Origin of the sequence: Nostoc cf. commune SO-36 (assembly GCF_023734775.1) — a bacterium.
GTDB lineage: Bacteria > Cyanobacteriota > Cyanobacteriia > Cyanobacteriales > Nostocaceae > Nostoc > Nostoc commune_A.
In genome coordinates this window covers 520,943-546,194 of record NZ_AP025732.1, presented here as the reverse complement: position 1 = coordinate 546,194, position 25,252 = coordinate 520,943, and the positions used below count along the sequence as shown (strand labels likewise).

General features: G+C 41.6%; 23 protein-coding genes and 2 pseudogenes. 13 read left to right on the top strand and 12 right to left on the bottom strand.

Going from position 1 to position 25,252, the window contains the following annotated elements:
- Positions 1–148 precede the first annotated feature (148 nt).
- Positions 149–463, bottom strand: coding sequence for a hypothetical protein (locus ANSO36C_RS02495; RefSeq protein WP_251958242.1), 315 nt, complete (start codon positions 461–463; stop codon positions 149–151).
- A gap of 348 nt (positions 464–811) precedes the next feature.
- Here ANSO36C_RS02495 and ANSO36C_RS02490 point away from each other — a divergent pair, with 348 nt between their 5' ends.
- Entirely contained in the window at positions 812–1,894 is a 1,083-nt protein-coding gene (locus tag ANSO36C_RS02490) for a class I fructose-bisphosphate aldolase (protein ID WP_251958241.1), read from the top strand.
- A gap of 86 nt (positions 1,895–1,980) precedes the next feature.
- Here ANSO36C_RS02490 and ANSO36C_RS02485 read toward each other — a convergent pair whose 3' ends face one another.
- Positions 1,981–2,649: a ribonuclease T2 family protein gene (locus ANSO36C_RS02485; RefSeq protein WP_251958240.1), complete on the bottom strand. Its 669-nt coding sequence runs from the start codon at positions 2,647–2,649 to the stop codon at positions 1,981–1,983.
- 239 nt (positions 2,650–2,888) lie between these two features.
- Here ANSO36C_RS02485 and ANSO36C_RS02480 point away from each other — a divergent pair, with 239 nt between their 5' ends.
- Positions 2,889–4,055 (top strand): pyridoxal phosphate-dependent aminotransferase, encoded by a 1,167-nt coding sequence (locus ANSO36C_RS02480; RefSeq protein WP_251958239.1) that lies wholly within the window; start codon positions 2,889–2,891, stop codon positions 4,053–4,055.
- Positions 4,056–4,499: 444 nt separating this feature from the next.
- Here ANSO36C_RS02480 and ANSO36C_RS02475 read toward each other — a convergent pair whose 3' ends face one another.
- The 4 genes from ANSO36C_RS02475 to ANSO36C_RS02460 form a co-directional block, all read right to left on the bottom strand.
- A complete protein-coding gene (locus tag ANSO36C_RS02475) occupies positions 4,500–4,757 on the bottom strand; it encodes a helix-turn-helix domain-containing protein (protein ID WP_251958238.1) in 258 nt (85 codons plus the stop codon).
- A 470-nt stretch (positions 4,758–5,227) separates the two neighbouring features.
- Complete coding sequence (locus tag ANSO36C_RS02470) at positions 5,228–6,415, bottom strand: glycosyltransferase (RefSeq protein ID WP_251958237.1); 1,188 nt, start codon at positions 6,413–6,415, stop codon at positions 5,228–5,230.
- Between the two features lie 103 nt (positions 6,416–6,518).
- Positions 6,519–6,740, bottom strand: a complete 222-nt coding sequence (locus ANSO36C_RS02465; RefSeq protein ID WP_251958236.1) for a hypothetical protein — start codon at positions 6,738–6,740, stop codon at positions 6,519–6,521.
- A 143-nt stretch (positions 6,741–6,883) separates the two neighbouring features.
- Positions 6,884–7,405, bottom strand: a complete 522-nt coding sequence (locus tag ANSO36C_RS02460; RefSeq protein WP_251958235.1) for a hypothetical protein — start codon at positions 7,403–7,405, stop codon at positions 6,884–6,886.
- 246 nt (positions 7,406–7,651) lie between these two features.
- Between ANSO36C_RS02460 and nfi the strand changes: the two genes are divergently transcribed.
- The 3 genes and pseudogenes from nfi (at position 7,652) to ANSO36C_RS02445 (ending at position 10,969) form a co-directional block, all read left to right on the top strand.
- Positions 7,652–8,317, top strand: coding sequence for a deoxyribonuclease V (gene nfi / locus ANSO36C_RS02455; protein WP_251958234.1), 666 nt, complete (start codon positions 7,652–7,654; stop codon positions 8,315–8,317).
- Positions 8,318–8,400: 83 nt separating this feature from the next.
- Entirely contained in the window at positions 8,401–8,952 is a 552-nt protein-coding gene (locus tag ANSO36C_RS02450; protein WP_251958233.1) for an FHA domain-containing protein, read from the top strand.
- A 63-nt stretch (positions 8,953–9,015) separates the two neighbouring features.
- Positions 9,016–10,969, top strand: a pseudogene (locus ANSO36C_RS02445) (FHA domain-containing protein).
- A 432-nt stretch (positions 10,970–11,401) separates the two neighbouring features.
- Here ANSO36C_RS02445 and ANSO36C_RS02440 read toward each other — a convergent pair.
- A pseudogene (locus ANSO36C_RS02440) lies at positions 11,402–12,702 on the bottom strand (dihydrolipoamide acetyltransferase family protein).
- Between the two features lie 484 nt (positions 12,703–13,186).
- On the opposite strand from ANSO36C_RS02440, the gene ANSO36C_RS02435 reads away from it, so the two are divergent.
- Positions 13,187–13,705: a hypothetical protein gene (locus ANSO36C_RS02435; RefSeq protein WP_251958232.1), complete on the top strand. Its 519-nt coding sequence runs from the start codon at positions 13,187–13,189 to the stop codon at positions 13,703–13,705.
- A 55-nt stretch (positions 13,706–13,760) separates the two neighbouring features.
- Here ANSO36C_RS02435 and ANSO36C_RS02430 read toward each other — a convergent pair whose 3' ends face one another.
- The gene (locus tag ANSO36C_RS02430) at positions 13,761–14,210 is read right to left on the bottom strand and encodes a YlqD family protein (RefSeq protein ID WP_251958231.1); all 450 of its coding nucleotides are present in this window, start codon (positions 14,208–14,210) and stop codon (positions 13,761–13,763) included.
- 42 nt (positions 14,211–14,252) lie between these two features.
- Positions 14,253–16,229: an AMP-dependent synthetase/ligase gene (locus ANSO36C_RS02425; protein ID WP_251958230.1), complete on the bottom strand. Its 1,977-nt coding sequence runs from the start codon at positions 16,227–16,229 to the stop codon at positions 14,253–14,255.
- A 252-nt stretch (positions 16,230–16,481) separates the two neighbouring features.
- On the opposite strand from ANSO36C_RS02425, the gene ANSO36C_RS02420 reads away from it, so the two are divergent.
- On the top strand, positions 16,482–16,727 hold the full coding sequence (locus ANSO36C_RS02420; protein WP_251958229.1) for a hypothetical protein: 246 nt from the start codon (positions 16,482–16,484) through the stop codon (positions 16,725–16,727).
- A gap of 308 nt (positions 16,728–17,035) precedes the next feature.
- On the opposite strand, the gene ANSO36C_RS02415 is transcribed toward ANSO36C_RS02420, so the two are convergent.
- On the bottom strand, positions 17,036–17,995 hold the full coding sequence (locus ANSO36C_RS02415; RefSeq protein ID WP_251958228.1) for an RsmB/NOP family class I SAM-dependent RNA methyltransferase: 960 nt from the start codon (positions 17,993–17,995) through the stop codon (positions 17,036–17,038).
- Between the two features lie 231 nt (positions 17,996–18,226).
- On the opposite strand from ANSO36C_RS02415, the gene ANSO36C_RS02410 reads away from it, so the two are divergent.
- The 5 genes from ANSO36C_RS02410 (at position 18,227) to ANSO36C_RS02395 (ending at position 23,345) form a co-directional block, all read left to right on the top strand.
- A complete protein-coding gene (locus ANSO36C_RS02410; RefSeq protein WP_251958227.1) occupies positions 18,227–18,799 on the top strand; it encodes a DUF2157 domain-containing protein in 573 nt (190 codons plus the stop codon).
- Positions 18,744–19,646 (top strand): DUF2157 domain-containing protein, encoded by a 903-nt coding sequence (locus tag ANSO36C_RS02405; RefSeq protein WP_251958226.1) that lies wholly within the window; start codon positions 18,744–18,746, stop codon positions 19,644–19,646. The genes ANSO36C_RS02410 and ANSO36C_RS02405 overlap by 56 nt, the downstream gene beginning before the upstream one ends.
- A 162-nt stretch (positions 19,647–19,808) precedes the next feature.
- Positions 19,809–20,519 (top strand): GDYXXLXY domain-containing protein, encoded by a 711-nt coding sequence (locus ANSO36C_RS02400; RefSeq protein ID WP_251958225.1) that lies wholly within the window; start codon positions 19,809–19,811, stop codon positions 20,517–20,519.
- A 284-nt stretch (positions 20,520–20,803) separates the two neighbouring features.
- Positions 20,804–21,598: a hypothetical protein gene (locus tag ANSO36C_RS34110; protein ID WP_323374555.1), complete on the top strand. Its 795-nt coding sequence runs from the start codon at positions 20,804–20,806 to the stop codon at positions 21,596–21,598.
- Positions 21,531–23,345: a CPBP family glutamic-type intramembrane protease gene (locus tag ANSO36C_RS02395; RefSeq protein WP_323374554.1), complete on the top strand. Its 1,815-nt coding sequence runs from the start codon at positions 21,531–21,533 to the stop codon at positions 23,343–23,345. The genes ANSO36C_RS34110 and ANSO36C_RS02395 overlap by 68 nt, the downstream gene beginning before the upstream one ends.
- A 38-nt stretch (positions 23,346–23,383) precedes the next feature.
- On the opposite strand, the gene ANSO36C_RS33795 is transcribed toward ANSO36C_RS02395, so the two are convergent.
- Together ANSO36C_RS33795 and ANSO36C_RS02390 are read right to left on the bottom strand one after the other, a co-directional pair.
- The gene (locus ANSO36C_RS33795; protein ID WP_267145352.1) at positions 23,384–23,509 is read right to left on the bottom strand and encodes a hypothetical protein; all 126 of its coding nucleotides are present in this window, start codon (positions 23,507–23,509) and stop codon (positions 23,384–23,386) included.
- A gap of 4 nt (positions 23,510–23,513) precedes the next feature.
- Positions 23,514–23,921, bottom strand: coding sequence for a universal stress protein (locus tag ANSO36C_RS02390; protein ID WP_190940529.1), 408 nt, complete (start codon positions 23,919–23,921; stop codon positions 23,514–23,516).
- Between the two features lie 88 nt (positions 23,922–24,009).
- Here ANSO36C_RS02390 and ANSO36C_RS02385 point away from each other — a divergent pair, with 88 nt between their 5' ends.
- Positions 24,010–25,212, top strand: a complete 1,203-nt coding sequence (locus tag ANSO36C_RS02385; RefSeq protein ID WP_251958224.1) for a phosphoglycerate kinase — start codon at positions 24,010–24,012, stop codon at positions 25,210–25,212.
- Positions 25,213–25,252: the final 40 nt, after the last annotated feature.

Below are 25,252 nucleotides of genomic sequence, written 5' to 3'. Positions count from 1 at the left end.
GAATATCAAACACGTAAAGGCTACAATGATTTTGAATACTACAATTTAGTAAAGTAGTGCGTTACGCCAAGGGCTAACACACCCTACTAAAACTACTGCTAAAAATAGAAGTTGGAATACAAGTACATCAAGCTTAGGTTGATTTTTACTATTTGTGCTGGCGTAATTGCTCTACTATATATTCTTCTAGTTCTTGTTTTTCTCTATTACTAGCATTTCGTTGATAAGTTCTGCCTGTTTCTTGCATAAACCTACGTTTCTCACTAGGAGAAGATTTGAGCTTACTTCCCGATGCTTGCAGTTTTTGCTGTAATTCTTCCCAAGTCTTCTCACCGACACTTTCACCTAGTTTTACCAGTGCCTTGGGTAGTAATGTTTTTGCCTCTCTTTGAAAATCTTCTTCTGTTTCAAGGGAAGTGAAATCTATTTTGCTGAAGTCGAGATCGATTTGAAATTTACTCATAGAATTGTATTTGTTCCTTTAACGATTATTGCCACAATGGGAATCTGCGAAGATTGCTTCTCGACATTTTTGTTGTCAAATGATGAGTATCAGAATTGAAATATATCAAATTATCAGTGTGCAATCCACCAAAACCCTCAAAAGCACGATTCTTTCTTTGTGCATCTTGGCTAAAATAATGGTTATATCTCAGATAATCATTGATTTTAGCGATTTTTAAAGAATAATTTAAGGCTTTTATATCAAAAGGAATATATATCTAATTAATACAAGCCTAAGCAGGTTAGGAGTGTTAAAAATGCTATCTTAAAAGCAAAGGTCATTTGCTCAATTTTTCAGGAAAACGCTATGACTACAACGCTCAGAGAACCTAATTCTATTGAGTCATTGCTAGGTAAAGAGGCTGAAGACCTGCTTACCTACAAAGCAAAGGTTTCTCAAGATTTAATACATTTACCGGGGCCTGATTTTGTAGAGCGAATCTGGCTCAACAGCGATCGCAATCCTCAAGTATTGCGTAATATCCATTTACTTTACTCTAGCGGTCGTCTGGCAAACACAGGTTATCTGTCGATTTTACCAGTAGACCAAGGGATTGAACACTCAGCAGGTGCGTCTTTTGCACCCAATCCGATTTACTTTGACCCGGAAAATATTGTTAAGCTAGCGATCGCCGCAGATTGCAATGCCGTTGCTACTACTTTGGGAACATTAGGTATAGTTTCGCGCAAGTATGCCCATAAAATTCCCTTTATTGCCAAAATTAATCACAACGAATTGCTGACTTTCCCCAATCAATTTGACCAAGTATTGTTTGCTGATGTGGAACAAGCTTGGAATTTAGGGGCTGCTGCTGTAGGTGCGACAATTTACTTTGGTTCAGAGCATTCTACCAGACAAATTCAAGAAATCAGCAAAGCTTTTAAACGCGCTCACGAACTAGGTTTGGCGACGATTCTCTGGTGTTATCTGCGGAATAACGCTTTTAAACAAGATAAAGATTACCACCTTGCGGCTGACCTCACCGGACAGGCGAATCATTTGGGTGTGACGATTGAAGCCGACATCATCAAACAAAAGTTACCTGAAAATAACAATGGTTACGGTGCAATTGCCAAAGCTACTGGTAAGAGTTACGGCAAAACTGATGAGCGGATTTACACAGAGTTGACAACTGATCACCCAATTGATTTAACTCGTTACCAAGTACTAAATTGTTACTCTGGGCGTGTGGGGTTGATTAATTCTGGTGGCGCGACTGGTAAAAATGACTTCGCTGAAGCAATACGCACTGCCGTAATCAACAAACGCGCTGGTGGTTCAGGATTAATTTCTGGGCGAAAGACCTTCCAACGTCCCTTTGAAGAAGGCGTGAAGCTATTCCACACCATTCAAGATGTTTATTTGTCGCCGGATGTGACGATAGCTTAGGGAATGGGAAAGTGAGGGAGCAAGGGGAGCAGGGGAAGTAGAGGAGAATAACCAATACCCAATGCCCCATGCCCCATGCCCCCTTTTTATCTAACGTTTCTCAATAAAAAATCTGGTTGACCACAACTTTTTTGCGATCGCTTCAAAATCTCGGCGCTACAAATTCCAGGTTCACCATTTTTGGAATGGCAAAAGAAAACTTCTCGCAAAAATCTTCCCGAACCAGAACAAAAAGGTGCTATACCATCAGCAGTAATTTTATTATTAGCACTCACAAATGAATTTTTAAAATTTGTAATTGTGGTACGCAAGGGTTTATTAGGGCGATTGTAAGCTGCGGGAATAGCGATCGCATCTTTTAATTTTTTACTCGATGCCAAATATTCCGCAGGCGTTTTCCCCGAACAAGTACCATGTTTTTCCCATTCATGATCGTAAAGTTTAGCGCTAGGAAACAAATTAGGAAACCGCCGCTTTACTTCCAACGGTAATTTCTGCGTGGAACAATTAACAGGATAACCAACTTGGTACTGTGGCCACAAACCATGTAGTACAAAACCAAGTTTCCTTGCAGAAGCGCACTGCTGCGGATCAGGGGTACTATTTGTTGCACAATAATCCGGCGACCAAGAAAGTGTCAGTATATAAAAATCAAATTTCCCCGGAGTACCGCGATTTTGAGCAATGGCCGCATTAGGTATAAAAATACCAGTAATTAGCAGAGAAGACGCAATTAAAAGTTTCTTAATCTGCATATAAACAGTTAGTTTCCTGTAAAATTCAAGTTATATACAATACATTGTTAACAGTCAAGAATCAAACCGCTTTGCGAAGTCATTAGTCATTGGCATTGGGCATTAGTTATTCTCCTCTGCTCCTCCCCCTACTCCCCACTCCCCACTCCCCAGTTCCCAACAAATTCAGAAAAGCAAATCTTGGTAGGGATTCTGAGATATCCTTAGATAAGTGAAAGATTTGCCAAAAAATAGTAAGAATGAAGCTGGCAGCAAGAGTAAGTCAGGTAACACCTTCATTAACCTTAGCGATCGCAGCCAAGGCTAAGGCACTGAAGGCGGAAGGAATAGATGTTTGTAGTTTTAGCGCTGGAGAACCAGATTTTGATACCCCAGCGCATATTAAAGCCGCAGCAGTCAAAGCTTTGGATGAAGGCAAAACCAAGTATGGTGCAGCAGCCGGAGAACCAAAGTTAAGGGAAGCGATCGCCCATAAGCTTAAAATTGATAACGGTCTTGATTACAAGTCTGAAAATGTCATCGTCACCAATGGCGGTAAGCATTCTCTGTACAACTTAATGGTGGCGCTGATCGATCCAGGTGATGAGGTAATTATCCCTGCACCCTACTGGCTAAGTTATCCCGAAATGGTGACTTTGGTCGGTGGAGTTTCGGTAATTGTGCCCACAGATGCAACGACGGGTTATAAAATTACTCCCGAACAACTCCGTAAAGCAATCACGCCGAAGACAAAGTTATTTATCCTCAACTCTCCATCTAATCCTACGGGGATGGTTTACACGCCAGATGAAATTAAAGCACTGGCGCAAGTAGTAGTTGATGCAGATATCTTTGTCGTCTCCGATGAGATTTACGAAAAGATTCTCTACGACGGTGCAGAACATATCAGCATCGGTTCTCTTGGGAAGGAAATTTTTGACCGGACTTTGATTAGTAATGGGTTTGCGAAGGCTTATTCTATGACTGGGTGGAGACTCGGTTATTTAGCGGGGCCAGTGGAAATCATTAAAGCAGCGAGTACCATCCAAGGACATAGTACATCTAACGTGTGTACCTTTGCTCAATATGGTGCGATCGCAGCGCTGCAAAGTTCTCAAGATTGCGTCGAAGAAATGCGCCAAGCCTTCGCCAAACGCCGCCAGGTGATGTTAGACAGACTCAACGCCATTCCCGGATTGAGTACCGCAAAACCAGATGGCGCTTTTTATCTGTTCCCTGATATCAGCAAAACCGGTCTAAAATCTTTAGAATTTTGTGACGCTTTGCTAGAAAAACATCAAGTTGCAGTTATTCCCGGAATTGCTTTTGGCGCTGATGACAACATTCGCCTTTCCTACGCCACAGATATGGCGACGATTGAAAAGGGAATGGATAGATTAGAGAAATTTGTCAAGTCGCGTATTTAGTTAGTTGTTATTTGTCAGTTGTCATTTGTCATTTGTGAGGAGAATTTATCAACTCTTCAACTTTTTAACTCCACCTTTTCGACTCGAAGGGGTGGAGTTCATTTTTAAACTCTCAAGTTCCGAGTTCCGAAGCTGAAGTTTCGTGTTCCAAAGCTCAAGTTCCGAGTTTTGATGCTCAAGTTTCGTGTTCCGATGCTCAAGTTTCGTGTTCCGATGCTCAAGTTCCGAGTTCCGATGCTCAAGTTTCGTGTTCCGAAGTTCAAGTTCCGAGTTCCGAAGTTCAAGTTCCGAGTTCCGAAGTTCAAGTTCCGAGTTCCGAAGTTCAAGTTTCGTGTTCTGAAGCTCAAGTTTCGTGTTCTGAAGTTCAAGTTTCGTGTTCTGAAGTTCAAGTTCCGAGTTCTGAAGTTCAAGATTCGTGTTCCGAAGTTCAAGTTCCAGAGCTTTTTAGTAAAACATCGCTTGTTTCATTGGCTCTATATCATCTAGAGATAACCCACGAGATTCAAGATAATATAAGATTGCTTCAATAGGATCTCGTGCTTCGATTGGGTAATACCTTTGCTCGTATGCTTTCACAAGCCTAGTTAAAACTTCCAAGCGGTCAAACTCTGGTGTATTTAGTTCTGCATCAAATAATCTTTCAATTTCATCAAGTGCAGCACGATAATCAGCTTCGGTGTGGATAAGATGGGTTTCAAGCATAGGTATTACTCCTTCAAACATTTATTGCATCTAGGTTGTCGTATTCTTTAAAGAATTATGCCCGTGAAGGCAGTTATTGCTGCCAAGACCACCGGATATGAACAAAATACACGAAAAAAGTTTGTCTCTTTATTCATAAAATATTAAAAAGTTTGATACCGCCAAAAGTTTTGATTCAACTTTTGGGTTGATATTTTTAGATTAGGTAACAATCGGGGAGAACTAGGGGAGGCAAGTCTTGAGACTATAAATCAATACAGCTAACTTAATTGTATTGAACTATACTCCAGTCCCATGTTTTGTGTTTATAGCTTAAATTTTTTGAAGTTCTATGTATTTAAGTAGGTAGGCAAGCCCTAAATATAAGATGTCATTGCGTGTGAAGCGAAGCAATCGCAAAGTCTCTGGGATTGCTTCGCTTCACTCGCAATGACGGATATTATTCTCCTCCATACCCTATGCCTTATGCCCTACATCAACTCCATCTCTCGCAAACCTTGGCGCAGTCTCTTCGCCTCTTCGGGATTATATCTTTCATGAAGGGCGATCGCTTTTTTAAAAGCTGCTAAACTATCTTGATGATTGCCAATTTTGAGCAACACTACCCCTAAATTTTGATACGCTTCGGCATAGTTGGGATTTAAGGTGATTGCATGTTGATAATATACGATCGCATCTGCAAATAAACCCAAAGCCTTAAATGTCATCGCCAAATTATAATGTCCAAAAACAAAAGTAGGGTCAATTTTCAAAGCTGTGGTATAAGCAGTTTTCGCACCGTTTAAATCTCCTGCTGCTTTGAGTAAGTTACCCAAGTTGTTGTATGCTCCTAGTTTGAGCATGGGATAAATTGGCAATTTGATGGCAGCTTGATAGTGAGAAATAGCCTGTGGAGATTTTTGCAACCGACTGTAGGCAATGCCTAAATGATAGTGGAGTTCATATAAAATATCGTAGTTTTCTTGAGCAAATGTGATTCCTCGTCTCAGCAACTCCATACCTTGGGTAATTTTCCCAGTTTCCACATACAATGCCCCTAATTTGCTGCAAACATAGGGGTCATCAGGATGAGTCGCAAAAAACCCTTCCATCGCCGTAGCTGCTTTGGCATATTTGTTATTTTGAGCGATCGCACTTTTTTGATATCCTGTGTGTACAAGTGCTACTCCAGGTAAATAACCTATTTGCCAATGGGGTTCTTTAGTTAAAATTGCTGCCACGCTATCATCTACTAAGGCATGGTAAGGACGGTCAAAACGAATATCTGGATGATTGCGAAATAGCCTGGAAACCAGAGAATAAGGAGATTGTTCTGCGCCAACTTCCTGGCGGACGAGGTTGATGAGCAGGTATTCATCTGTAGCGATCGCCTCTCGTAACTGCGGTACAATTGCTGGTGCTAGAGTTTCATCAGCATCTAATACCAAAATCCAATCACTAGTAACATATTTTAAAGCTGCATTACGGGCAGCACTGAAGTCATTACACCATTTAAAATGATAGACTTTTGCACCAAGTTGTTGGGCAATATTGGGAGTGCGATCGATTGAGCCTGTGTCTAATACTACCATTTCATCCACCACTTTTCTTACACTGTTTAGGCATTTAGGTAGTGTTGCGGCTTCATTTTTCACAATCATACACAGACTCAAACTCATAATTTAAAAATTGGGAGTGGGGAATAAGTTCGCTTGTAATTGACGGTTGATCGCATCTGCGATCGCACTACTTTTTCTAGTGTAACTTTGAGGTGCGATCGCTTTACTTATTAACAAAGGAATTTTTTTCAGCATAGTCGAAATTTTTTTGATATTCTTTAATTTTTTGTTGAGCCACTAGATAATTTGGGCTAGAAGATGGCACACTTTTCATAAGTGCGATCGCAGCTTCCCAGTGAGCTACAACTATTTTCCACTCATCTGGAGATTTTGCTGATTGAGTAAGATTGTAGAACGTTTTACTACCATGAATATGACTTTTCAAACATCCTCTAAGATTCTCTATTTACAGGCAAAAGCAACATTTTCAAAAATTATTGATAATTATATATTGAAAATCACATTTAATTTATTATGTTTCTGGCAAAAATTCTATTTTAGACTACTTATCTGCACGGTAAGTAAAATCTAACGTTCCTTTGTAATCACAGAACTTCCATTACTAATACTTACTTTTTGAATAAAGACATCATAACAAGATGATAAAATATCAGCGCTGATTTGATTAGCAATTGTTTCAAAATCTTGACTTGTTAATCCCTGTGCGCTGTCACCGCTTAAGTTAATACAAATAGTTAAGGGTTGAGGATTACTGGAAGAGTCTTCATCATTTACCGCTTCTAGTTCAGCTTCTGCTATCCCTAAATTAAACTCTTTACTCCAAGCCGGAAACTCCTTACCCGTTTGTTGCCCATAAACTTGCACTGTTTCAATAGATGCAGCCCCTAAAGCCGTTAACCCTTTACGGATAAATGGAACTAAAATTTGTTGATTTGGTACTTCGGCAGATTCTAGCATTACCTCCAAGCAAGCATCTTGGAAAGTAACCTTTGCAGTGATCCCTTTCGGGTGTAGGTGGCGATTCATCAGAGATGCGATTGCCTGGGTATCTCCCTGTTTAGCAAGTTGTAGAATATTTGGCTGTGTCATAACCAGTAAAAGAGAAAATCTGGGAAAATAAACTTATATTCTCAGGGTTCCCTTTTGACAGCCTTAAGTAACATTATGATGCAAAATATTAAATAACTGGAGTTAAAACATTTAGTATAAAGATAGTCTTTTATAGACTTTTGCAAAAAATGCTTTTTTTGCATCAATATCAAAAATTACTGTTTCTTTTCTTTGCTTGCTAAATTACTAATATTTATATTAATCAATTTAATTCCCAATCAAAATATGAATATTTCTCAAGATTATGCTTGGCCCTTGACAGTGGCAGAAGCCATAGTTATCCAAGAAAAACTGCGAGATCAAGTAATTACGTCCGATCAACTGCCAGAACCTATCCAGTACGTTGCTGGAGTAGATATGGGTTTTGAAGCTAATGGAACAATTAGCCGTGCAGCTGTCGTAGTACTGAGTTTTCCTGATTTGCAAGTAATCGAGACAAGCCTAGCACACCGTCCTACAACATTTCCCTATGTTCCTGGGTTCCTCTCATTTCGGGAAATTCCCGCTGTCCTCGATGCTCTAGAAAAGATTAAAACAACACCAGATATCATTTTATGTGATGGTCAAGGAATTGCTCATCCCCGCAGATTAGGTATAGCTAGCCATTTAGGGCTACTTATAGATATGCCGACAATTGGGGTAGCTAAGTCAAAATTGGTAGGAAAGAATGAGGAAGTGCCAGAAACAAAAGGCAGCAGACAACCACTGATATATAAGGGTGAAACCATTGGGGCAGTTTTGCGATCGCGCACAGGAGTAAAACCTCTGTACATTTCCAGTGGTCATCGAGTTAGTTTACCGACGGCGATTGACTATGTGTTACGCTGCACAACTAAATATCGGCTGCCAGAAACCACACGCCTTGCTGATAAATTAGCGTCGGCAAAATAAAGCTTGTTGAAGTTTTTTCTAAATACTTGCTTGCACCGACTAAATCATGTTAGGAATCGCACAGAAAGAAGTTGAAGTAGCTAATGAACGCACTAACTTTACAGTGGCATGATGCAGGTCAACATAAAACTCAGGACATTTACGAACAACAGTCAAGTCAAAATCCTGGCACTGTCCGCATCGGTCGTGACCCCCTCCGGTGCGACATTGTTCTGAGTAATCTCACTGTCTCTGGTCTGCACGTTGAAATTTTTTTTCATCACCAGCAACAACGCTTTTATATCAGGAATTTGCGATCGCAAAATCCCCCCATTGTCGATGGACGGCAATTAGTCCAAGGTGAAATGCCTTTAACTGAGGGTAGTAGTATCTCTTTGGGGCAAATAAAACTCAATGTTACTAAGGTTTCGATGGCTAACATTCCAGCAACAATTTTGCTGCCACCCCATCCACCAATACATATCGGACATCACCAATATTCACCGACACCCCCTGCACCACCGCCGGGAGTTTATGGCTTAGAATGCCCCAAATGTCATAAAGTTTCCCCAGCAGAAAATCTACAAATTGGCTGTCGTTGGTGTGGAACATCTTTAGCTGCGGCTGTGAGTGTGTTGGTAGCACCGAGTAATTAGGGAGTGCAGAGGGAGCAGGGGAAGAAAAATAACTAATGTCCAATGACAAATGACAAATGACAAATGACAAATGAACAAATCCAATTGAATTGGGACGATCCGGCGACGGGTGAACGGCGAGAACCAAGGTTGAATATGCCGATCGCTTTTGGTCGAGAATTCGCTCGCTTACCTCCTGAATTTAATGGACAGCGCGTTTCTAGAATGCTGCTTAACAGCAATGAAGTTTCTCGCTACCATGCCCTAATTGACTGGGAACAAGACCATTTAGTAGTGATTGACCAAGGTAGCGTTAACGGTGTGTATGTTAATGGTCAACCACAAACGCGCAGTGTCTTGGCTAATGGCGATACATGCAAATTGGCCCCTATTTAATAACGGTGACATTTGCTGCTAACGTACCCGCACCAGATACCAGCCCTCCTTCAACAATTTTTTTCAACCCAAATACCAATCTCCCAGACCCCAGGTTGGCTGTAGTCCAGCCGCTAACGCCTTTGGCAAGTAATTTCCCGCCATTAGCGTTTCAGGCACAAAAGGTCGCTGTACAAGCACTTCATGCTACGGGATTACCAGTAGATGAATCTGATTATCTAGCAATCGGGGCGGGATTGGGTAGCTTTGTTTGGGCTGATTTATTGCGAATTAGCGGTGTACCTACTGAAAAAATTATAGCTTTGGGATTAGAGGCGGAACCTTATGCTCGTTACAAGCGCCTGTGTTTGAATTCGCAAATTCCCTTATATGAGAGACTACGTTCTAATTCTGATTCTTGTCCTGATAATATTTGGGGCTGGCCTAGTTATGCCTTACGTGAAGCTTGGCACGATTTCAGCAAGGGACAAATAAACCCAGCATTTAAGTATTTGTGGCAAGTGTTTGCTGAACCAACATTTGCAGAAACTTATACTCCGCGTGCGGGTAACGTCTTTGATTCCATAGATAGAGAAGCGAAGCGCATTAGCTGGAATCAAATTTATCGCTATGGACGGGTTAGGGGAATTCGCAAAACTGATGATGGGAGATATTGCGTAGCCTATTCTCGCGGCCCAGGAAATTATGCTTTTTTAGTTAGTCGTTATTTACATTTAGCTACTGGATATCCAGCCATTCAATTTTTGCCAGATTTGCAAGCTTATAGGGAAAAATATCAAGATTTTCAATCTGTAGTTAATGCTTATGAAGCTCACGATCATGTTTATGAGCAACTAGAGCAACAAGGTGGTACGGTGTTGATTCGGGGGCGGGGAATTGTGGCTTCGCGGATTGTGCAGCGCATTTATGAAGCCAGAAAGCGAAATCCGAATATTGCAGTTTTGCATTTAATGCGATCGCCTAAACCTCAAGGTAACAAATTTCAAAATACCCAGCGCCTAGTCAAAAATCATTACGAATTTCAACCCTTTAACTGGCCCAAAGCTTGCTGGGGCGGCGAACTCCGGGCAATGTTAGAAAAAGCCACTCCCGATGAACGCAAACGTTTATTAGCAGACTGGGGTGGAACTACCACCGCCGACCGTCACGACTGGCAGCAAATTACCGCCCAAGGGTTAAGCGAAGGCTGGTATCAAATTACATTCGGTGAGGTGCTGGATGTGGAGCGAGATGCCCAAAACCGAACTATTACCCATATTCGAGAACAAAGCTTGGGGGAAATGAAATTACTAGCTGACTTTATTGTTGATGCTACTGGACTGGATGCCAAGGTTGATGCCAATCCCTTACTAGCAGATTTGGTAAAACATTACACCTCCCAGTTAACCACTTGGGGCGACTGACTGTAGCGAACAATTTTGAACTAGTAGAAATGCGTAGTGATAGAGGTCAAATGTATGCTGCGGGTGCTATTACTTTGGGTGGCCCTTATGCAGCAGTTGATAGTTTCTTGGGCTTGCAGTATGCCGCATTAGTTGCCGTTGATGGACTGGCCTCTGCCCGTGCGCCTGGAGTCCATCGTTTGAATATTATAAGTTCCTTTAGGCAGTGGTTGAAGTGGGTGTTAAATCAGTCACCTTAGTATTGGCAGGGGGCAGGACGCAGGAGGCAGAGGGGAATCCCGATAAATAAATTTAGTATTTGGTTGACAGTTTGCAAAAATGTTACTGAGTTGGCATAAATTGCTTTGACACTCGCCGCCAATTTATTTAGGACTTACGCAAAATCTCTCTCAAACTCTTATTTCTCCGTGTACTCTGCGCCTCTGTGGTTCGTTATTCCGTAACTCTTGCGTAAGTCCTATATTGACAGCGATTCTAGCGATTGTCTTAGCGAGGGATAAATCCACTCGCTAACGATGCTTTACCAGAACGTAATTGCGTTAGCGTAGTGGGGCGTAGCCCATTGCGAATTGGTTTAATTGGTATTAGGGGTTGTTTTTTGTTAGCGCTACTCTACGATAAACTGCTATTCGCTGATAGCGCTAACACTTAAATTTGGTGTCTTCTCAAAACTATAGTGTCAAAGATTGAGGATTTGTCTCAATCAGTTTTGCTAAATCTTGCAAGAACGCCGCAGCATGGGCACCGTATATAATGCGGTGGTCAGAAGTAATATTGACTTGCATTTGTTGCCGCACGCCAAATAAACCGTCGGGTGTTGCTACCACTTGCGGACGAGATGCCCCGATCGCTAAAATTGAACCTTGTCCAGGTGGCAAAATCGCATCAAATTTATCGACACCAAACATCCCCAAATTAGACAGGGTAAAAGTACCACTGTTATATTCTTGGGGCTGTAATTGTTTTGCCCTCGCACGTTCTACCAAAGACTTCCAATTACGCGATAGAGAATATATATCCACTGCGTCTGCATTTTGCAGCACAGGTGTAATTAATCCGCCATCATCCATCGCTACTGCTACAGAAATGTTGATATCAGAATGATAAACAATACCTTGGTCTGAGTAGCTAGCATTTAACAATGGGTGTTTTTGCAACGTCACTGCTACAGCTTTTGCCAGTAGCGCTGTCATTGTCACGCCTTTGGATTTAATTTGTTTATAAAGTTTGTCTAATCCATCGGTGGTAATTGTATAACCGACACGGAAGACGGGCACGGATATGGTAGCTACCATGTTCCGCACTACGGCATTTTGGAAGGTTGTTAAAGGCACTATTTGACCAGGAACAACCGCCGCTACTGGTGCGGGTGCTGGTGTGCGAGGTGCTGGGGGTGCAACTGGGGCGCTGGTTGGTACAGGTGCTGGTGGGGCAACTGAGGCAGGGGCGGGTTGTTTGCCCTTATTAGACAATGCTTCTACATCTTCGGCGACAATGCGACCGTAGGGGCCACTGCCTTGGAGTGTAGTTAAATCTACTTTGAGTTCTTTAGCTAACTTGCGGGCACGGGGTGAAGCTACGAGCCTTCCTTCTTTGTGGTTAGACCCGTTTTGAGACGCTAAGGCAGGTGTTGCGGCTGTAGCTGTGGGAGGGATTGGTTCAGGGGAAGAGGCAGTTGTAGCCGCCGCGCCGCCAGAATTGGCAAGAGATTTCGCCTGTTCAATTTCAGCTTCCGTTTCGGCGATGAAGGCGATCGCAGATCCTACCGGCGCAGTTCACCAGCTTCAACTATGATATGGGCAAGAAAGCCTTCGTAAAAGGTTTCTACATCCATATCTGCCTTATCTGACTCTACAACCACCACTGTTTCGCCTTTTTCCACTTTGTCCCCTGGCGATTTCACCCAGGAGACGATTTTGCCTTCCGTCATGGTGGAACTCAGCGCCGGCATAAATACTTCGTGAATGCTCATAGGGTGGTTAGGAAATCAATGGTTTATGGACTTTAACAGCTTTTGTCAGATCGAATTGTATCTTGGTAGGAGAGTTTTAGGCTGTTTATATTTAGGTTGGGGGTTGCGAATCGGATTTTGACAATTGACAAATATTCTAGGAACCTAAATACCGCTTAGAAGTCTATAATACACAGCTATCCTCAATGGTTAGCCAATATCTCGATTTCGTTTTATCGGACTGCTACTTGATTTTTGAACAAAACTCAGTACTATTCCCTGTTCGCTCTCTCTACGAGTGATTCAGGAATAAATCGGAATCCTATAGTCGTTGACTTGCAAAAACTACCACGAGTTTCTCACAGATTAAATGGGATTGCTATTTATATTCCTCATAACTACTACTTAAGATACAAGTGCTTCTCACAGGTAGAGGATGTACAATCCAGTTCAATCTAGAATTCGAAATTGGTAATAAACCTATTTGAAATTCCTGTTTACTTTTATGTCGGCAAAGTTGAAATTCTTTTTAATTGTGATAATAAGTATCTTTGCCACAACTGGCGCTGGAGTTTATATGATTCAGCACCAGCCATCTGCACCAATTGTTGAGATTAATGATGGGCAAACCCAGCAGATGGGAGCAATACATCAGTCTCAAGAGGTTGTGGCATACTCAGAGCGTTCCGATTATAAAACTATACCTTTAGAAAAGATAAACTCATCTCTCCAAGGTAGCGATCCTGCTACCCTCGCCCTGAATGCCTTGGAGGAGATAACAGTGGAAGGAACGCGAAAGGTAGAGGTAGCTTATCCGCAGCGAAATCAGGCCCTTGTGACGATTACGCAAATCAAGCCGGGTGATGCAGTTGATACAGTTAAATATCGAGTTGAGATGACTACCTTTGGGCGATCGCTTTTTGTTAGCTCTCCTCCAGTGTGGCAAATTGTTTGGGCTGGCTCCCAGGTAGAATGTTGGGCTGGGAGCCGCCCCCAAACAAAGTTAAATCACATTTGTAATTAGTCATTGGTCATTAGTCATAAAACAAATGACAAAGGACAAATGACAAATGACAAAGTTAAATGTCGCCGCGAATTTCTTCGACAACGCCATCACGCAGAAGGATTTCAACCTGCATTTTGCTAATTAAGTTATCACCGGTTTCTACCCGGAAAAAGCCTTCCATTTGGAATTGGTTGACTTCTTGATCCTGTTGAAGAAATTGCACTTGCTGGAGGTTTTGCAGCAATTGATTTTTCTGTTCTAGAAATTCACTTTTCTTTTGATTGACTTGGAGTTGGATATTGTCAATTTGTTGGAGAGTCTGGGGGCCAGGTGGTTGCAGACTCTGCTTTTGAATTGCTGCGATCGCTCTTTGTCCTTCAACGTCTAGCTGTTGCAATTGCTGATCGAGTTGATTAATCTGCGTTTGCAACTGCTGTTGTACTTCCTCTTTCCAGAGAGGAGTCACAATGACTTTGACGTTGACGACGCGTTTCAGGAGCAAATTAGATTTGGAGACATCCATAAATATTTCACGTTCACTCTTTACAGTTAGCAGGTGGAATCATCAGGCAAACATGCCGTCAATAATATCGCGATAACGTTCCGTGACGACATGTCGGCGAACTTTCAGGGTTTGTGTCATCAAACCATTTTCTATTGAAAACGGTTCCAGAATGAGTTTGAACGTTCCGATGCGGTCATCCGGTCGATAACCTGGACGATTTTGCACTTCCCGATTCAATTCTTGGCGAAATAAATCCTGGATTATTCTACTCTCCAAGTCAATTTTTTGACTATCTGAGGAAATCACCTGATTATTTTGCGTATCCAGTATCAGATTCTGGCTTGCTGCCCATTTTTCTAAGGCTTCGACATTGGGGACGATTAAGGCTCCCAGGTTGCGCTGATCTTGGCCGATGAGCATAATTTGATCGATGTATGGCGATCGCACACAGGCATCTTCAATTGGCTGCGGTTCGATGTTTTCTCCGTTAGTCAATACAATCGTATCCTTCGCCCTGCCAGTCAGCACTAAGTCATCTTGTGGTGTCAGCCAACCCAAATCGCCGCTATCAAACCAACCTTCAGCATCAATTGCTTTCGCTGTCGCTTCGGGATTTTGGTAATAGCCTTGCATAATCTGCGGCCCCCTCAACAATACTAAGCCTCGCTTCTCTATTGGTAAAGGCGTTTTTGTTTCTGGATCGACAATTTTAGCTTCTGTAGCCGGAAGTGGTAGCCCTGATGCGCCAATCAAATTCCGCCAAGGACGCCGTACATGAGTAACAGGAGAGGTTTCTGTCAAGCCATAGCCTTGCAAAATTTGCACACCAATAATTTCAAAGAAGTTATCTATGTGTCTGGGAAGCGCACCACCGCCACTAATCATCTGCTTAACTTGTCCTCCTGTGGCTTCCCGCACTTTGGCATAAACCAGTCGTTCTCCCAAGGCATGGAGGGGTAATAAAGCCGATGCTTGTATCCTCGCTGCTAATCGTTCGGCAGCTGAAGCATGAAGATGATTTAAACTCAACCCTTGAGCAACTCGCCGCGCTTTGATATATTTCTCACTAATGCCCAATAAAAAGTTAATTAGGCGTTGCTTATTCGCTGGTTGTTCGCGGAACTGCTTTTGCACTCCTTCATAAATGGATTCCCACAGCCGGGGTACACCCACCATGTAGTTGGGTTTAAATTGTCTCAAATCCGCTTTTACGGAGCGCAAGTTAGTATAAACTTGCGTACAACCTTGAGATAGTAGGTAATATTCAACAGTTCGTTCGTAGCTATGCCACGAAGGTAGAATACTGAGAACCATATCGCCCGCATTTGGTTGCAATACTGTGCCAAAGGTTATTACTTGGTGCATCAAGTTGCTATAAGACAGCATTACACCCTTGGGTTTGCCCGTAGTGCCAGAGGTGTAAATTAGGGTTGCTAGGGCATCACGATTTTGCTTGACTGGCACAAAATTATGATTTTTCCCAATTTCCAGCAACTGTGTAAAGTTCAGTACCTTTAAGCTTCCGTCCGTTGGTGGTGCTTCATCGGAAAGTAAGATTAGCGCTTGAATTGGTAAATCTTTGAGGCGGTCTTCTAGTTTTTTAAGTGTTTTTAAATCTTCAACTACGATCGCTGTACTGCCGCTATTAGCGATGATAAACAGCAGTTCTTCTTTTTCCGCTTGCGAACTACGCACCGCATCAACGCCTCCAGCAGTCATGATGCCTTGATCGGCAATAAACCAACGAGGGCTATTGTCAGCAATTAGGGAAATGCGATCGCTTACCTTCACTCCCAACACCTGTAACCCAGAAGCAAATAGTTGTATTTGCTTGGCTAGCTGGGCATAAGTAATCACTACTTCTGGTTTACTGTGAGGACTGCGGAGGGCGACAACATCACCAAATCGTTGAGCTGCCAAAGGCCAAATTTCTGGCAGCGATTCCACATTTGTGTAATCTACCACCCGCTTTAATAACTGCCGTTCTTGATCGCTGATGTTAGCTAAAAAAGAAGATGCGGATTGGGTTTTTGACATAACACCTTAGTTTAAATATTGTAGACTGATCGTTTTCTAGTTTATTTTGTTATTCCGCTACAATAACTGTCCTTATTATCCACATTCCCCTCGGTATATGATAATTCCAGGAAATCCACGTTTATATTTACAAAAATTTATGTTAAAGTTGATTTACATAGATTGCAAGCAATGATTGTCTTTGCATCTAATAACAGCGATGTCTACGACGGGCTATGCCTACGCCTATTTTTCACAGGATGATGATTACCTATGAATTTTATAGACGCTATACTGCTAACGTTACTGAATATTGCTGCTTGCATAGCCTTGCCTAAGCTTTTAGCTATCTTTCTGGCTAATAAAATCAAACTTACTGAAGCGTTGCCCAATGTTTCCCATTTACAGGCAACCAAAGTTGAAATTACCAGTTTTCCTTATTGTACAGTTTACGGATTGACAGGTAAACAATACTGTAAATTCAGCCCTGATTTTTGTCCCAAATGTTCTCCGAATTAAAGGACTGTTTGCAAGTAAACACTCCTTAGTATTTGTAACAACTATCTATCTATTTAAAGTAGTTGGCTGTGATTTTTGAAATGCCGTTCCTGGTGTCGTCGAAGATTTGATACATCACTAAGAACTTTTTAAACATCCTCTATGATTGCGAGATGCTTCCAAAGATAACTAACTTGACTTTTTGATAAGTAAATGGGCGTAAATAAATATAATATGTTCCGTCATTGCGAGTGAAGCGAAGCAATCGCAAAGTCTCTGGGATTGCTTCGCTGCACTCGCAATGACATCTTATATTTAATCATGCCTACCTACTTATTTTGGTAAATATACAGCGAAGATATTGTACTTAAATCTACTTCTTCAGGCTCATATTTATCATCGTTAGTATTTTTAAACAGGGCTGTAAACGCACCAGCACCTAACCTATCTTGAGGGAACATCCGATAACAAGGCATCGTAGTTAAATGCGATTGATATTTTGCAAAATCACTAATTTTGATTGCCTGAAACTGGGGAAATCGTTCTAAAAACCATTCACAAACTTGCTCATTTTCTTCTGGCGAATATGTGCAAGTCATATAGGCAAGATAACCTTGTGGTGAAACAAGTTTAGCAGAGTTAGCTATAATGCGCTTTTGCCGATTTGCACTCTTATTAATAGCAGTTGGGTGAAAACATCCGGGAGCTTTTTCACCTTTAGCAAGTAACGATTGCCCAGTACAAGGAGCATCTACTATTACTAGATTACTAGAGCCGGGAAACATTTCCGCAAATATACTCGAATCTCTGTTAACCACTGCACTAGAGCTAATCTGGCAACGCTTCAAATTAGAAATTAGCATTCCTAGACGTTTGCCAATAACTTCATTACTGATGAGTAAGTCAGGTTGTAAAGCTTTCCAAGCGAAGATACTTTTACCTCCTGGTGCAGCACACATATCAAAAATTGAACTCACTGGCTGAGGAATTGCTAACAAAATAGTAGCTGCAAACACCGAAGAGAAATCTAAACAATAAAAATATCCTTGTTGATGCAACGGATGCTGACCGGGTTTTTCTCCCAGAGATAAGCGGTCTATAAATTTTGGTTGCCAAAAGGTTGGTGTTTCTACTGCCAAAGATAAAATTTCTGGCTTTGCTTGACACCAAAGAATACTGGGTAAAAAAGGCTGAGGATTGATTAAAGCCTCAATAAACTTTTCTTGTTCATCTACATTAGTGAACAAACGCCGTGAGACTTTAAGTAATAAATTAGAAGGTTTTTCCATTTGAATAAATTTAATATTAATTGTCAATTATCTGTAAGCTGACTTTCTTAATTACGTTAGCGTAGCGGGGCGTAGCCCATTACAAATTACTAATTAGTACGTTGTATCAGAATCGAAATCAAACTGTTACACAAGAACAATGTAATTAAGGCTTTTGGCTTCATACTCAAAATATAATGACCGCCATTGGGATCGCAATGGCCAAGCTACCCCACTGCACCGGAGAAGGTCATGATCTTAGAAAACTTTCCGCAAAAATTACGCAAAGAAGCACAATTATGGAGGGATGAAGGATTAATTAGCTCTTCGCAATATGAGCAAATAGCAGAACGTTACAAATTTAAAAACCTGGAAGCTGCTGCACGCGATCGCAATAAAGCGATCGCCATCGCAATTGGCAGCATCCTTTTGTGCTTAGGCATAACTACCTTTGTAGCAGGAAACTGGCAGGGAGGATCGCGAGAAGTCAAATTTATTCTAATGATGAGTTTGTTTTTTGCGATCGCAATCACTGGCTTTTACAGTTGGAGACAACCTGAAGGTAAAAAAGTAGAACAGAGTAAACGTTTGCTGGGAGAGGGTTTGCTAATTTTAAGCGCCTTCATTTTCGGTGCAAAATTTACTGCTGATGGCCCAGATGTTCAATATTACCGGTTCAGCTTCCCAACTTTTTCTCGCTTGGGGGTTTGGTGTTGTGGTGATGGCCTTCAGTTTGTGCTTGAATTCTTTAGGAATTCTATCAATTGTCTTGGTGGAAATCGGCTATTGGACTGGACTAGAAGACTTGTGGTACGCTTCAGGTGAGCTAACTTGGTCGCGGTTAGTGGTACAGCATCTACCTTTGTTAGCATGGCTAGTGTTTGTGCCCTTAGCCTACTTCTGTCGATCGCGTTGGATTTTTGGTCTAGCAGCCTTTGTTTTTGCTAGTTCCCTACAAGCCAACCTTAATCCTCTACCACTGCTGAATTATGCTGATATAGCCCCTTGGGTGGCATCTTTTGCTTTTGCACTCCCACCTGCATTATTCTGGAGTTATGATGATCTGCTATTTCCAACCATAAATTACAGGTTGTTTCAATCTCTGGCCCGTAATTTAGCCTTGGTTAGCTTTGGCATTGTCTTTTACGTTCTATCTTTTAGTTGGGTCTGGGAATCTCCAAATTATGGCTATAATCAGCCAACGAATGTGACTAACTTATTCCAGTCTCTGCCGATCATCGATTTAGGGATTCTCAGTGGTTTGGCGGTATTGCAATGGTTGTTTCTACTGCGTCAAAGGAATAACCCTCCACGCCGCGAAGTGATTTTCACGACTGCTGTTATTGGTACTTTTCTTGCCTTTATTGCCGTAGTACCTTTTTGGCATCAAACTATCAGCCGCATTGATGAACTTGGTGTTTTTATTTTCAATGTACTTCTAGCAACATTAGCCTGGGGACTAATTCAAGAAGGATTGAAATTAGGCAACAGAAGTTCCTTTTGGGGCGGTATGCTGTTAGTAACACTGCAAATTATCAGTCGAGTGCAAGAGTACGATACTGATTTACTTTTCAAGTCCCTAGTCTTTATTTTGTGCGGTTCTGCTTTAATTAGCGCTGGACTCTGGTTTGAACGCCGCTTACCTGGTGGTAGCTCTACAAGTAAAAAGTAGGGCAAATTTTAGATTTTGAATTTTGGATTCAATAAAAATCTAAAATCTAAAATCCAAAATTCTGAAATCTCTGTGCGTCGAAGTTTTTAAAGTTTCTCTGCGTCAGTCCTAATCTCGTTACTTTTAACCTCTTCAAGACCTCTGCTTTTTAGGACTACGCTCATGACTAATAGTTCTTCTGAATCTAAAAATAAACCCTTGTCTCCCGAAGCTGAATTCTCCAGTAAGGTGACTTTTCGGGATTACTTGATTGCTAGTGAACAAAAATCGAATAAGTCCTTACCTTTTTGGCGGTTACTAGCTCCCCTGGCGCTGCAAACAGGGCTAATTATGGCAGTACCAGCCCAAGCGGTTTATACAGATGTCACAGGTAAAACGGTGATTTTGCAAACCGTACCTGTAGACCCTAACAATGTGCTAAACGGTAACACCTTAGCGTTAGATTACAATATATCCCGTACCTCAAATTTGAGCAGACTACCTGGTTGGCAAACATTAGTCAGCAAAGGTCGTGGAAGTGGCAGAAGATTGCCTGAAGGAACTAACATCTACGTGACTTTGCAAGAGCAACTATCCACTGGTCGCGGTGTTCCTAGAGCTTGGAGACCGTTACGAGTAAGTAGCGATCGCCCCACTACTCTAAGAGCCAATCAGGCAGCCTTAAAAGGTGTTTATCAAGATGGCTCTGTTAACTACGGCTTAGAAACATATTACATCCCAGAAAACCAACGGCAGCAAATTAGGAGCGACTTACAAACCCAACGCGCCCGTAGAGGACAAGTACCGCCCATTGTAGTTAAGGCGAAAGTAGATCCTCAAGGTAAAGCAGTACCAGTTAGTATGTGGGTGCGCGATCGCAACTATCGCTTTTAAGCTGTTAGGCAAATAAACATTGCATATTTACACCCCAAGTTTGTCTCCAAAGTTCTGAGCGTCGGAAGTCCGCGCTCAGAATTTTCTGTTTGTCATTATTTGGTGAAAAAGAGAGAAGTAGCAATTCTACGTCTTTACAAGGGTTATAGATAAGGCATATTTATTTTCTGGATATGTCTCATATATGGCCTACATTTAGAATGAAATAGCCGGGGATTACAGCAGAGACTCAGAACATTATATTTAGAGTAAGATTATCAGCAAGTTTGAATTGCTGATCATATATGATTTTTCGCGGATTGAGTCAAAAAGCAAGGCTACTATTTACAAGATTTTTACTGCTAGCCTTCATAGCAGTAATTGCAGTGTGGCAACTCTCGCCAGCACAACCCCAGTTAGTACAGCAAGAAAGCAATTACGCAATACATATTCGACAAAAATTTAATCAATCTAGTTTTTATCCCCTGACACAAATTCCCTCTACAAACCTTTATAAACCTATTGGCGATTGGGTAGGAAGGTTGATTTTACCAACGAAACAGCAATTGCAAGATGGTTTGGATTGGGTATGGATGGAAGTACAATATGCGCCACCTACAGCACAACATTTGGTAGGAAATATTGTGCGTTTGGAGTGGAAAAAGAATCAAGATTTGCTTGCTTTTGCTAAAGTGGTAACGCGAGATATAAATTTCACTTCAGAAGTGATTAAAAGTCAAAAGCAAGGAAACATTCATCCTTTTCGACTAAATGGAGTTCGTCAGGTAGGCTTTTTACGCTCTTTAGCTGGTGCAAATCCTGATGATAATGTAATTGTTGCTTTGGATTCAACTGCAATCATTGATGCAACTAAAGAAAAATCTATTTTGCAAATTGAACGCGAACCTGTTTTAGCATCTGGTAGATTTTATGGGTTGGTAAAAATAGTTAAACCGATTAAATCTAGCGAAAAAAGTATTTTATTTTCCAACGCAAAGCAGGATAGTGATTATTTTTTGGTACAGCATTATAATGCTAATTCAAATAAATTTGATGGTCTTCAAGAAACTATTCGTATTCCCCAACAAGTACATAGATAAGCGAAATTTTGCTCCTTCAAGTTCGCAGCAAATCGAACAATCACCTGCGGGTGAGGATGGGTGGTATATTTATGGCGCTGCCGATGCAAAGGGCGTATTTACGGTAGTAGCACTTGCACCTCGTTCTCTGCTGCAAATTCAACCCCGTCAAATCATTACTGGTGATGAATTAGGAATAAATTACATCCAAGAAGTAAATTGGCAAAATACCGAGAGAAATAAAGGTAAATTCAATACTGTATTATTAAAACCTGTAGAAACACAAAATTCACTTAATCAATCTATATCAAAATGGCAAGAAGGCAATAAAGCTATTGTATTACACCTATTTGGTGGAATTGGCGGACGTAAAGCTGAAACATTGGGAGTACCTTATACTATTACTGGACATTTTGCTTTTGGAATTGCAGAAGTTGTCCGCGATGAGTTTACTAAGGAATTGCGCTTCGAGACTAAATACTACCAAATTTATGCCCATAACCCTGATGGAATTATTGCCGGGACGCATACATGGGCTGATTATATGGGTAATTTGCAACGTGGTTGGCTGGCAACGCGTCCAGTATCAGATATTCTGATCAAATTCGACCCTGTAACGCAGGATTATGATTTTGATGGTGTTAAACTTTCCCCTTTAAAGCAATTCCAGCAACAATTACAAATAACAATGGCACGTTATCGGGTTGGTGATGGAACTGGTGGCGCAATGGTATCACCTGCTACCTCATGTATCCAAGACTCAAGCCAAGCGCTTTATGCGGCGATACTGGCAATTAAAAACCAAGTTGCTACAACTCCTAAAATTCAAGCTTGGGTACGCGCAAACCCTAATCACCCGCAAACATTACGCTTTCAGCAGCTAGTTGAATTAGGTAAATCTTTAGAACGACAATTAGCACCCTTGGGTATAGTTCGCGCTGATTGGCAAAGTCAAGCAGGGATACTCGCAGGTACGGGCATAGGAAAAACCACGAAACCATTTCAAGATATTAGTATTTGGGCTGGTTTGACAACATGGCGAACAATTATGCCTAGACTTGCACATGACGACCTCGCTGCAATATTTTTAAAACATGGTGCAACTATGCAAGTGTTGCGAACTAATCAAGTAGGTGGTTGGCAACCCAATATTACACCCATTGCACCAACAGTACTTTTGGGACAAATCAAAATTCCCTTTACTAATATTTCACCACTTTCAATTCTTTTAAATCGGACTTTCGCATCCTTAGCAGTTCCGACGCTAAAAGATTGGTTAGTTAGTGTTGTATTGCTAATAATTTATAGTATTATCGCTCTACCTTATGGTTGGAAATTGGGATTTTTACAGATGGAGATTTGGTCTGTAAGTTGGATTGATAAATGCTTGTTAATATTGCGTTGCTTATTTTTACCTGCAATTCTGGAAGAACTCTTATTTCGCGTTTTTTTGCTTCCTCATCCTAGTGAAATCACCAATTGGTTCCAATGGTCTTTGTGGGCAATAGTGAGTTTATTATTATTTGTTTTGTATCATCCATTGAATGCTAAAACATTTTTTAAAGCTGGAATCCCCACATTTTATAATTATGTTTTTCTTGTTTTAGCTGCATTTTTAGGAATTGTCTGTACTATTGCATATACCCTAACAGGATCTTTGTTTGTAATAGTTTTAATTCACTGGGTTGTTGTAGTAGTTTGGTTAATTGTTTTTGGAGGAATCACAAAATTAAATAATAATCAAAAAATTTATAACACGAAGATTTAAGGCGGCAGGAGGCAGGAGTCAATAATGCTCGGTTAAAGCTAAAACTTGATGCCCGTATTTAGCACCACCGAATCTAGGACAACCTTCCCCAGCCGCCTTGTTGTAACAACCGTAGAACTTTTGACTAGCGATCGCACCACAAATTTACCAGTATTCGGCAACACACTGCTAAGGCACAATCAGCACTGGACAAGGGGAAAGGTTAATCACGCGAGTGGTAACACTATCATCCGCTCCCTCTTCAGTCAAGCCTAGTCCCCGACAGCCCATGATAATTAAATCTGCCCCAATCTCATCAGCGACATCGCAGATAGTAAAAGCCGGTTTACCTTGCTTTTCCAAGATTTCAGCTTGAATTCCTTGCTCAGAAAATAACGATTGGGCATTTTCTAGCAGTTTTGCAACTACCTGTGGTGACACCATCGGATCTGCACTAGGCGCATCTGGAGACGGTTCTTCTACCACAGACAGCAGCACCAAGCGACTGCTGTACTTTTTGACTACGTTGGTAACTACGTCAGCAGCTTCCCGCGTTTCCCGGCTTTGATCAATAGGAAATAGTACTGTTTTAAACATTTCTGTCACCTGGGCACCCCTGACTCCGGTAAAATCTGGATGGTTCTATTTCAAAACAATAACAAAAAGGCAATCAGGAGAGTTTGGTGTGTCCAAAAAAAGTTTAGCAAGTTTATCTTCGGCTGATATTTCTGGGAAACGTGCCTTAGTGCGGGTTGACTTTAATGTGCCTGTGGACGATCAAGGCAACATTACCGACGATACTCGCATTCGCGCCGCTCTACCAACCATCAGAGATTTGACGCAGAAGGGTGCTAAGGTCATTCTCGCCAGCCATTTTGGCCGTCCTAAAGGTGTGGATGACAAATTACGCCTAACTCCCGTTGCCAAGCGTCTGTCGGAGTTACTGGGGCAAGAAGTTATTAAAACTGATGACTCCATTGGTGATGAAGTTGCAGCTAAAGTTGGCGCACTGCAAAATGGTCAAGTGCTGTTACTCGAAAATGTCCGTTTTTACAAAGAAGAAGAAAAGAACGATCCAGAATTTGCGAAAAAATTAGCAGCTAACGCTGATTTTTATGTCAATGATGCTTTTGGTACTGCACACCGCGCCCATGCTTCTACTGAAGGTGTGACTAAATTCCTCAGCCCTTCTGTGGCTGGATATTTGGTTGAGAAGGAATTGCAATATCTCCAAAACGCCATTGAAAATCCCCAACGTCCTTTGGCAGCAATTATTGGCGGTTCCAAAGTTTCCAGCAAAATTGGTGTGATTGAAACACTGCTAGAGAAGTGCGACAAGCTGATCATTGGCGGTGGGATGATTTTCACCTTCTACAAAGCCCGTGGTTTGAATGTTGGTAAGTCTTTGGTAGAAGAAGACAAGCTGGAACTAGCGAAGTCTTTGGAAGCTAAGGCTAAAGAACGTGGTGTTGCTTTATTGCTGCCCACAGATGTGGTATTGGCAGATAACTTTGCCCCTGACGCCAATTCTCAAACCGTTAGCATTGAGAATATCCCCGATGGTTGGATGGGTTTGGATATTGGGCCAGACTCAGTGAAATTTTTCCAAGAAGCTCTTGCAGATACCAAAACGGTAATTTGGAACGGGCCAATGGGTGTGTTTGAGTTTGATAAGTTTGCGGCAGGTACGGAAGCGATCGCTCATACCCTCGCTGAAATCGGTAAAACTGGCACAACTACCATCATTGGCGGCGGTGACTCGGTAGCGGCTGTGGAAAAGGTTGGTTTAGCTGACCAAATGAGCCACATCTCTACCGGTGGCGGCGCTAGTTTGGAGTTACTTGAAGGTAAGGTGTTGCCTGGAATTGCAGCTTTAGATGATGCGTAAGAAAGTTAGCTCTTAAGCTATTGTTAACATCAACTAATTG

Bases quoted from the DNA above. Each gene is read 5' to 3' on its own strand.
- ANSO36C_RS02450 (WP_251958233.1), top strand. From the start codon at position 8,401: ATGAACGCACTAACTTTACAGTGGCATGATGCAGGTCAACATAAAACT.
- ANSO36C_RS02490 (WP_251958241.1), top strand. From the start codon at position 812: ATGACTACAACGCTCAGAGAACCTAATTCTATTGAGTCATTGCTAGGT.
- ANSO36C_RS02435 (WP_251958232.1), top strand. From the start codon at position 13,187: ATGTCGGCAAAGTTGAAATTCTTTTTAATTGTGATAATAAGTATCTTT.
- ANSO36C_RS02430 (WP_251958231.1), bottom strand. From the start codon at position 14,210: ATGGATGTCTCCAAATCTAATTTGCTCCTGAAACGCGTCGTCAACGTC.
- ANSO36C_RS02415 (WP_251958228.1), bottom strand. From the start codon at position 17,995: ATGGAAAAACCTTCTAATTTATTACTTAAAGTCTCACGGCGTTTGTTC.
- ANSO36C_RS02495 (WP_251958242.1), bottom strand. From the start codon at position 463: ATGAGTAAATTTCAAATCGATCTCGACTTCAGCAAAATAGATTTCACT.
- ANSO36C_RS34110 (WP_323374555.1), top strand. From the start codon at position 20,804: ATGATTTTTCGCGGATTGAGTCAAAAAGCAAGGCTACTATTTACAAGA.
- ANSO36C_RS02420 (WP_251958229.1), top strand. From the start codon at position 16,482: ATGAATTTTATAGACGCTATACTGCTAACGTTACTGAATATTGCTGCT.
- ANSO36C_RS02475 (WP_251958238.1), bottom strand. From the start codon at position 4,757: ATGCTTGAAACCCATCTTATCCACACCGAAGCTGATTATCGTGCTGCA.
- ANSO36C_RS02395 (WP_323374554.1), top strand. From the start codon at position 21,531: ATGCTAATTCAAATAAATTTGATGGTCTTCAAGAAACTATTCGTATTC.
- ANSO36C_RS02485 (WP_251958240.1), bottom strand. From the start codon at position 2,649: ATGCAGATTAAGAAACTTTTAATTGCGTCTTCTCTGCTAATTACTGGT.
- ANSO36C_RS02410 (WP_251958227.1), top strand. From the start codon at position 18,227: ATGATCTTAGAAAACTTTCCGCAAAAATTACGCAAAGAAGCACAATTA.
- ANSO36C_RS02390 (WP_190940529.1), bottom strand. From the start codon at position 23,921: ATGTTTAAAACAGTACTATTTCCTATTGATCAAAGCCGGGAAACGCGG.
- ANSO36C_RS02480 (WP_251958239.1), top strand. From the start codon at position 2,889: ATGAAGCTGGCAGCAAGAGTAAGTCAGGTAACACCTTCATTAACCTTA.
- nfi (WP_251958234.1), top strand. From the start codon at position 7,652: ATGAATATTTCTCAAGATTATGCTTGGCCCTTGACAGTGGCAGAAGCC.
- ANSO36C_RS02470 (WP_251958237.1), bottom strand. From the start codon at position 6,415: ATGAGTTTGAGTCTGTGTATGATTGTGAAAAATGAAGCCGCAACACTA.
- ANSO36C_RS02400 (WP_251958225.1), top strand. From the start codon at position 19,809: ATGACTAATAGTTCTTCTGAATCTAAAAATAAACCCTTGTCTCCCGAA.
- ANSO36C_RS02460 (WP_251958235.1), bottom strand. From the start codon at position 7,405: ATGACACAGCCAAATATTCTACAACTTGCTAAACAGGGAGATACCCAG.
- ANSO36C_RS02425 (WP_251958230.1), bottom strand. From the start codon at position 16,229: ATGTCAAAAACCCAATCCGCATCTTCTTTTTTAGCTAACATCAGCGAT.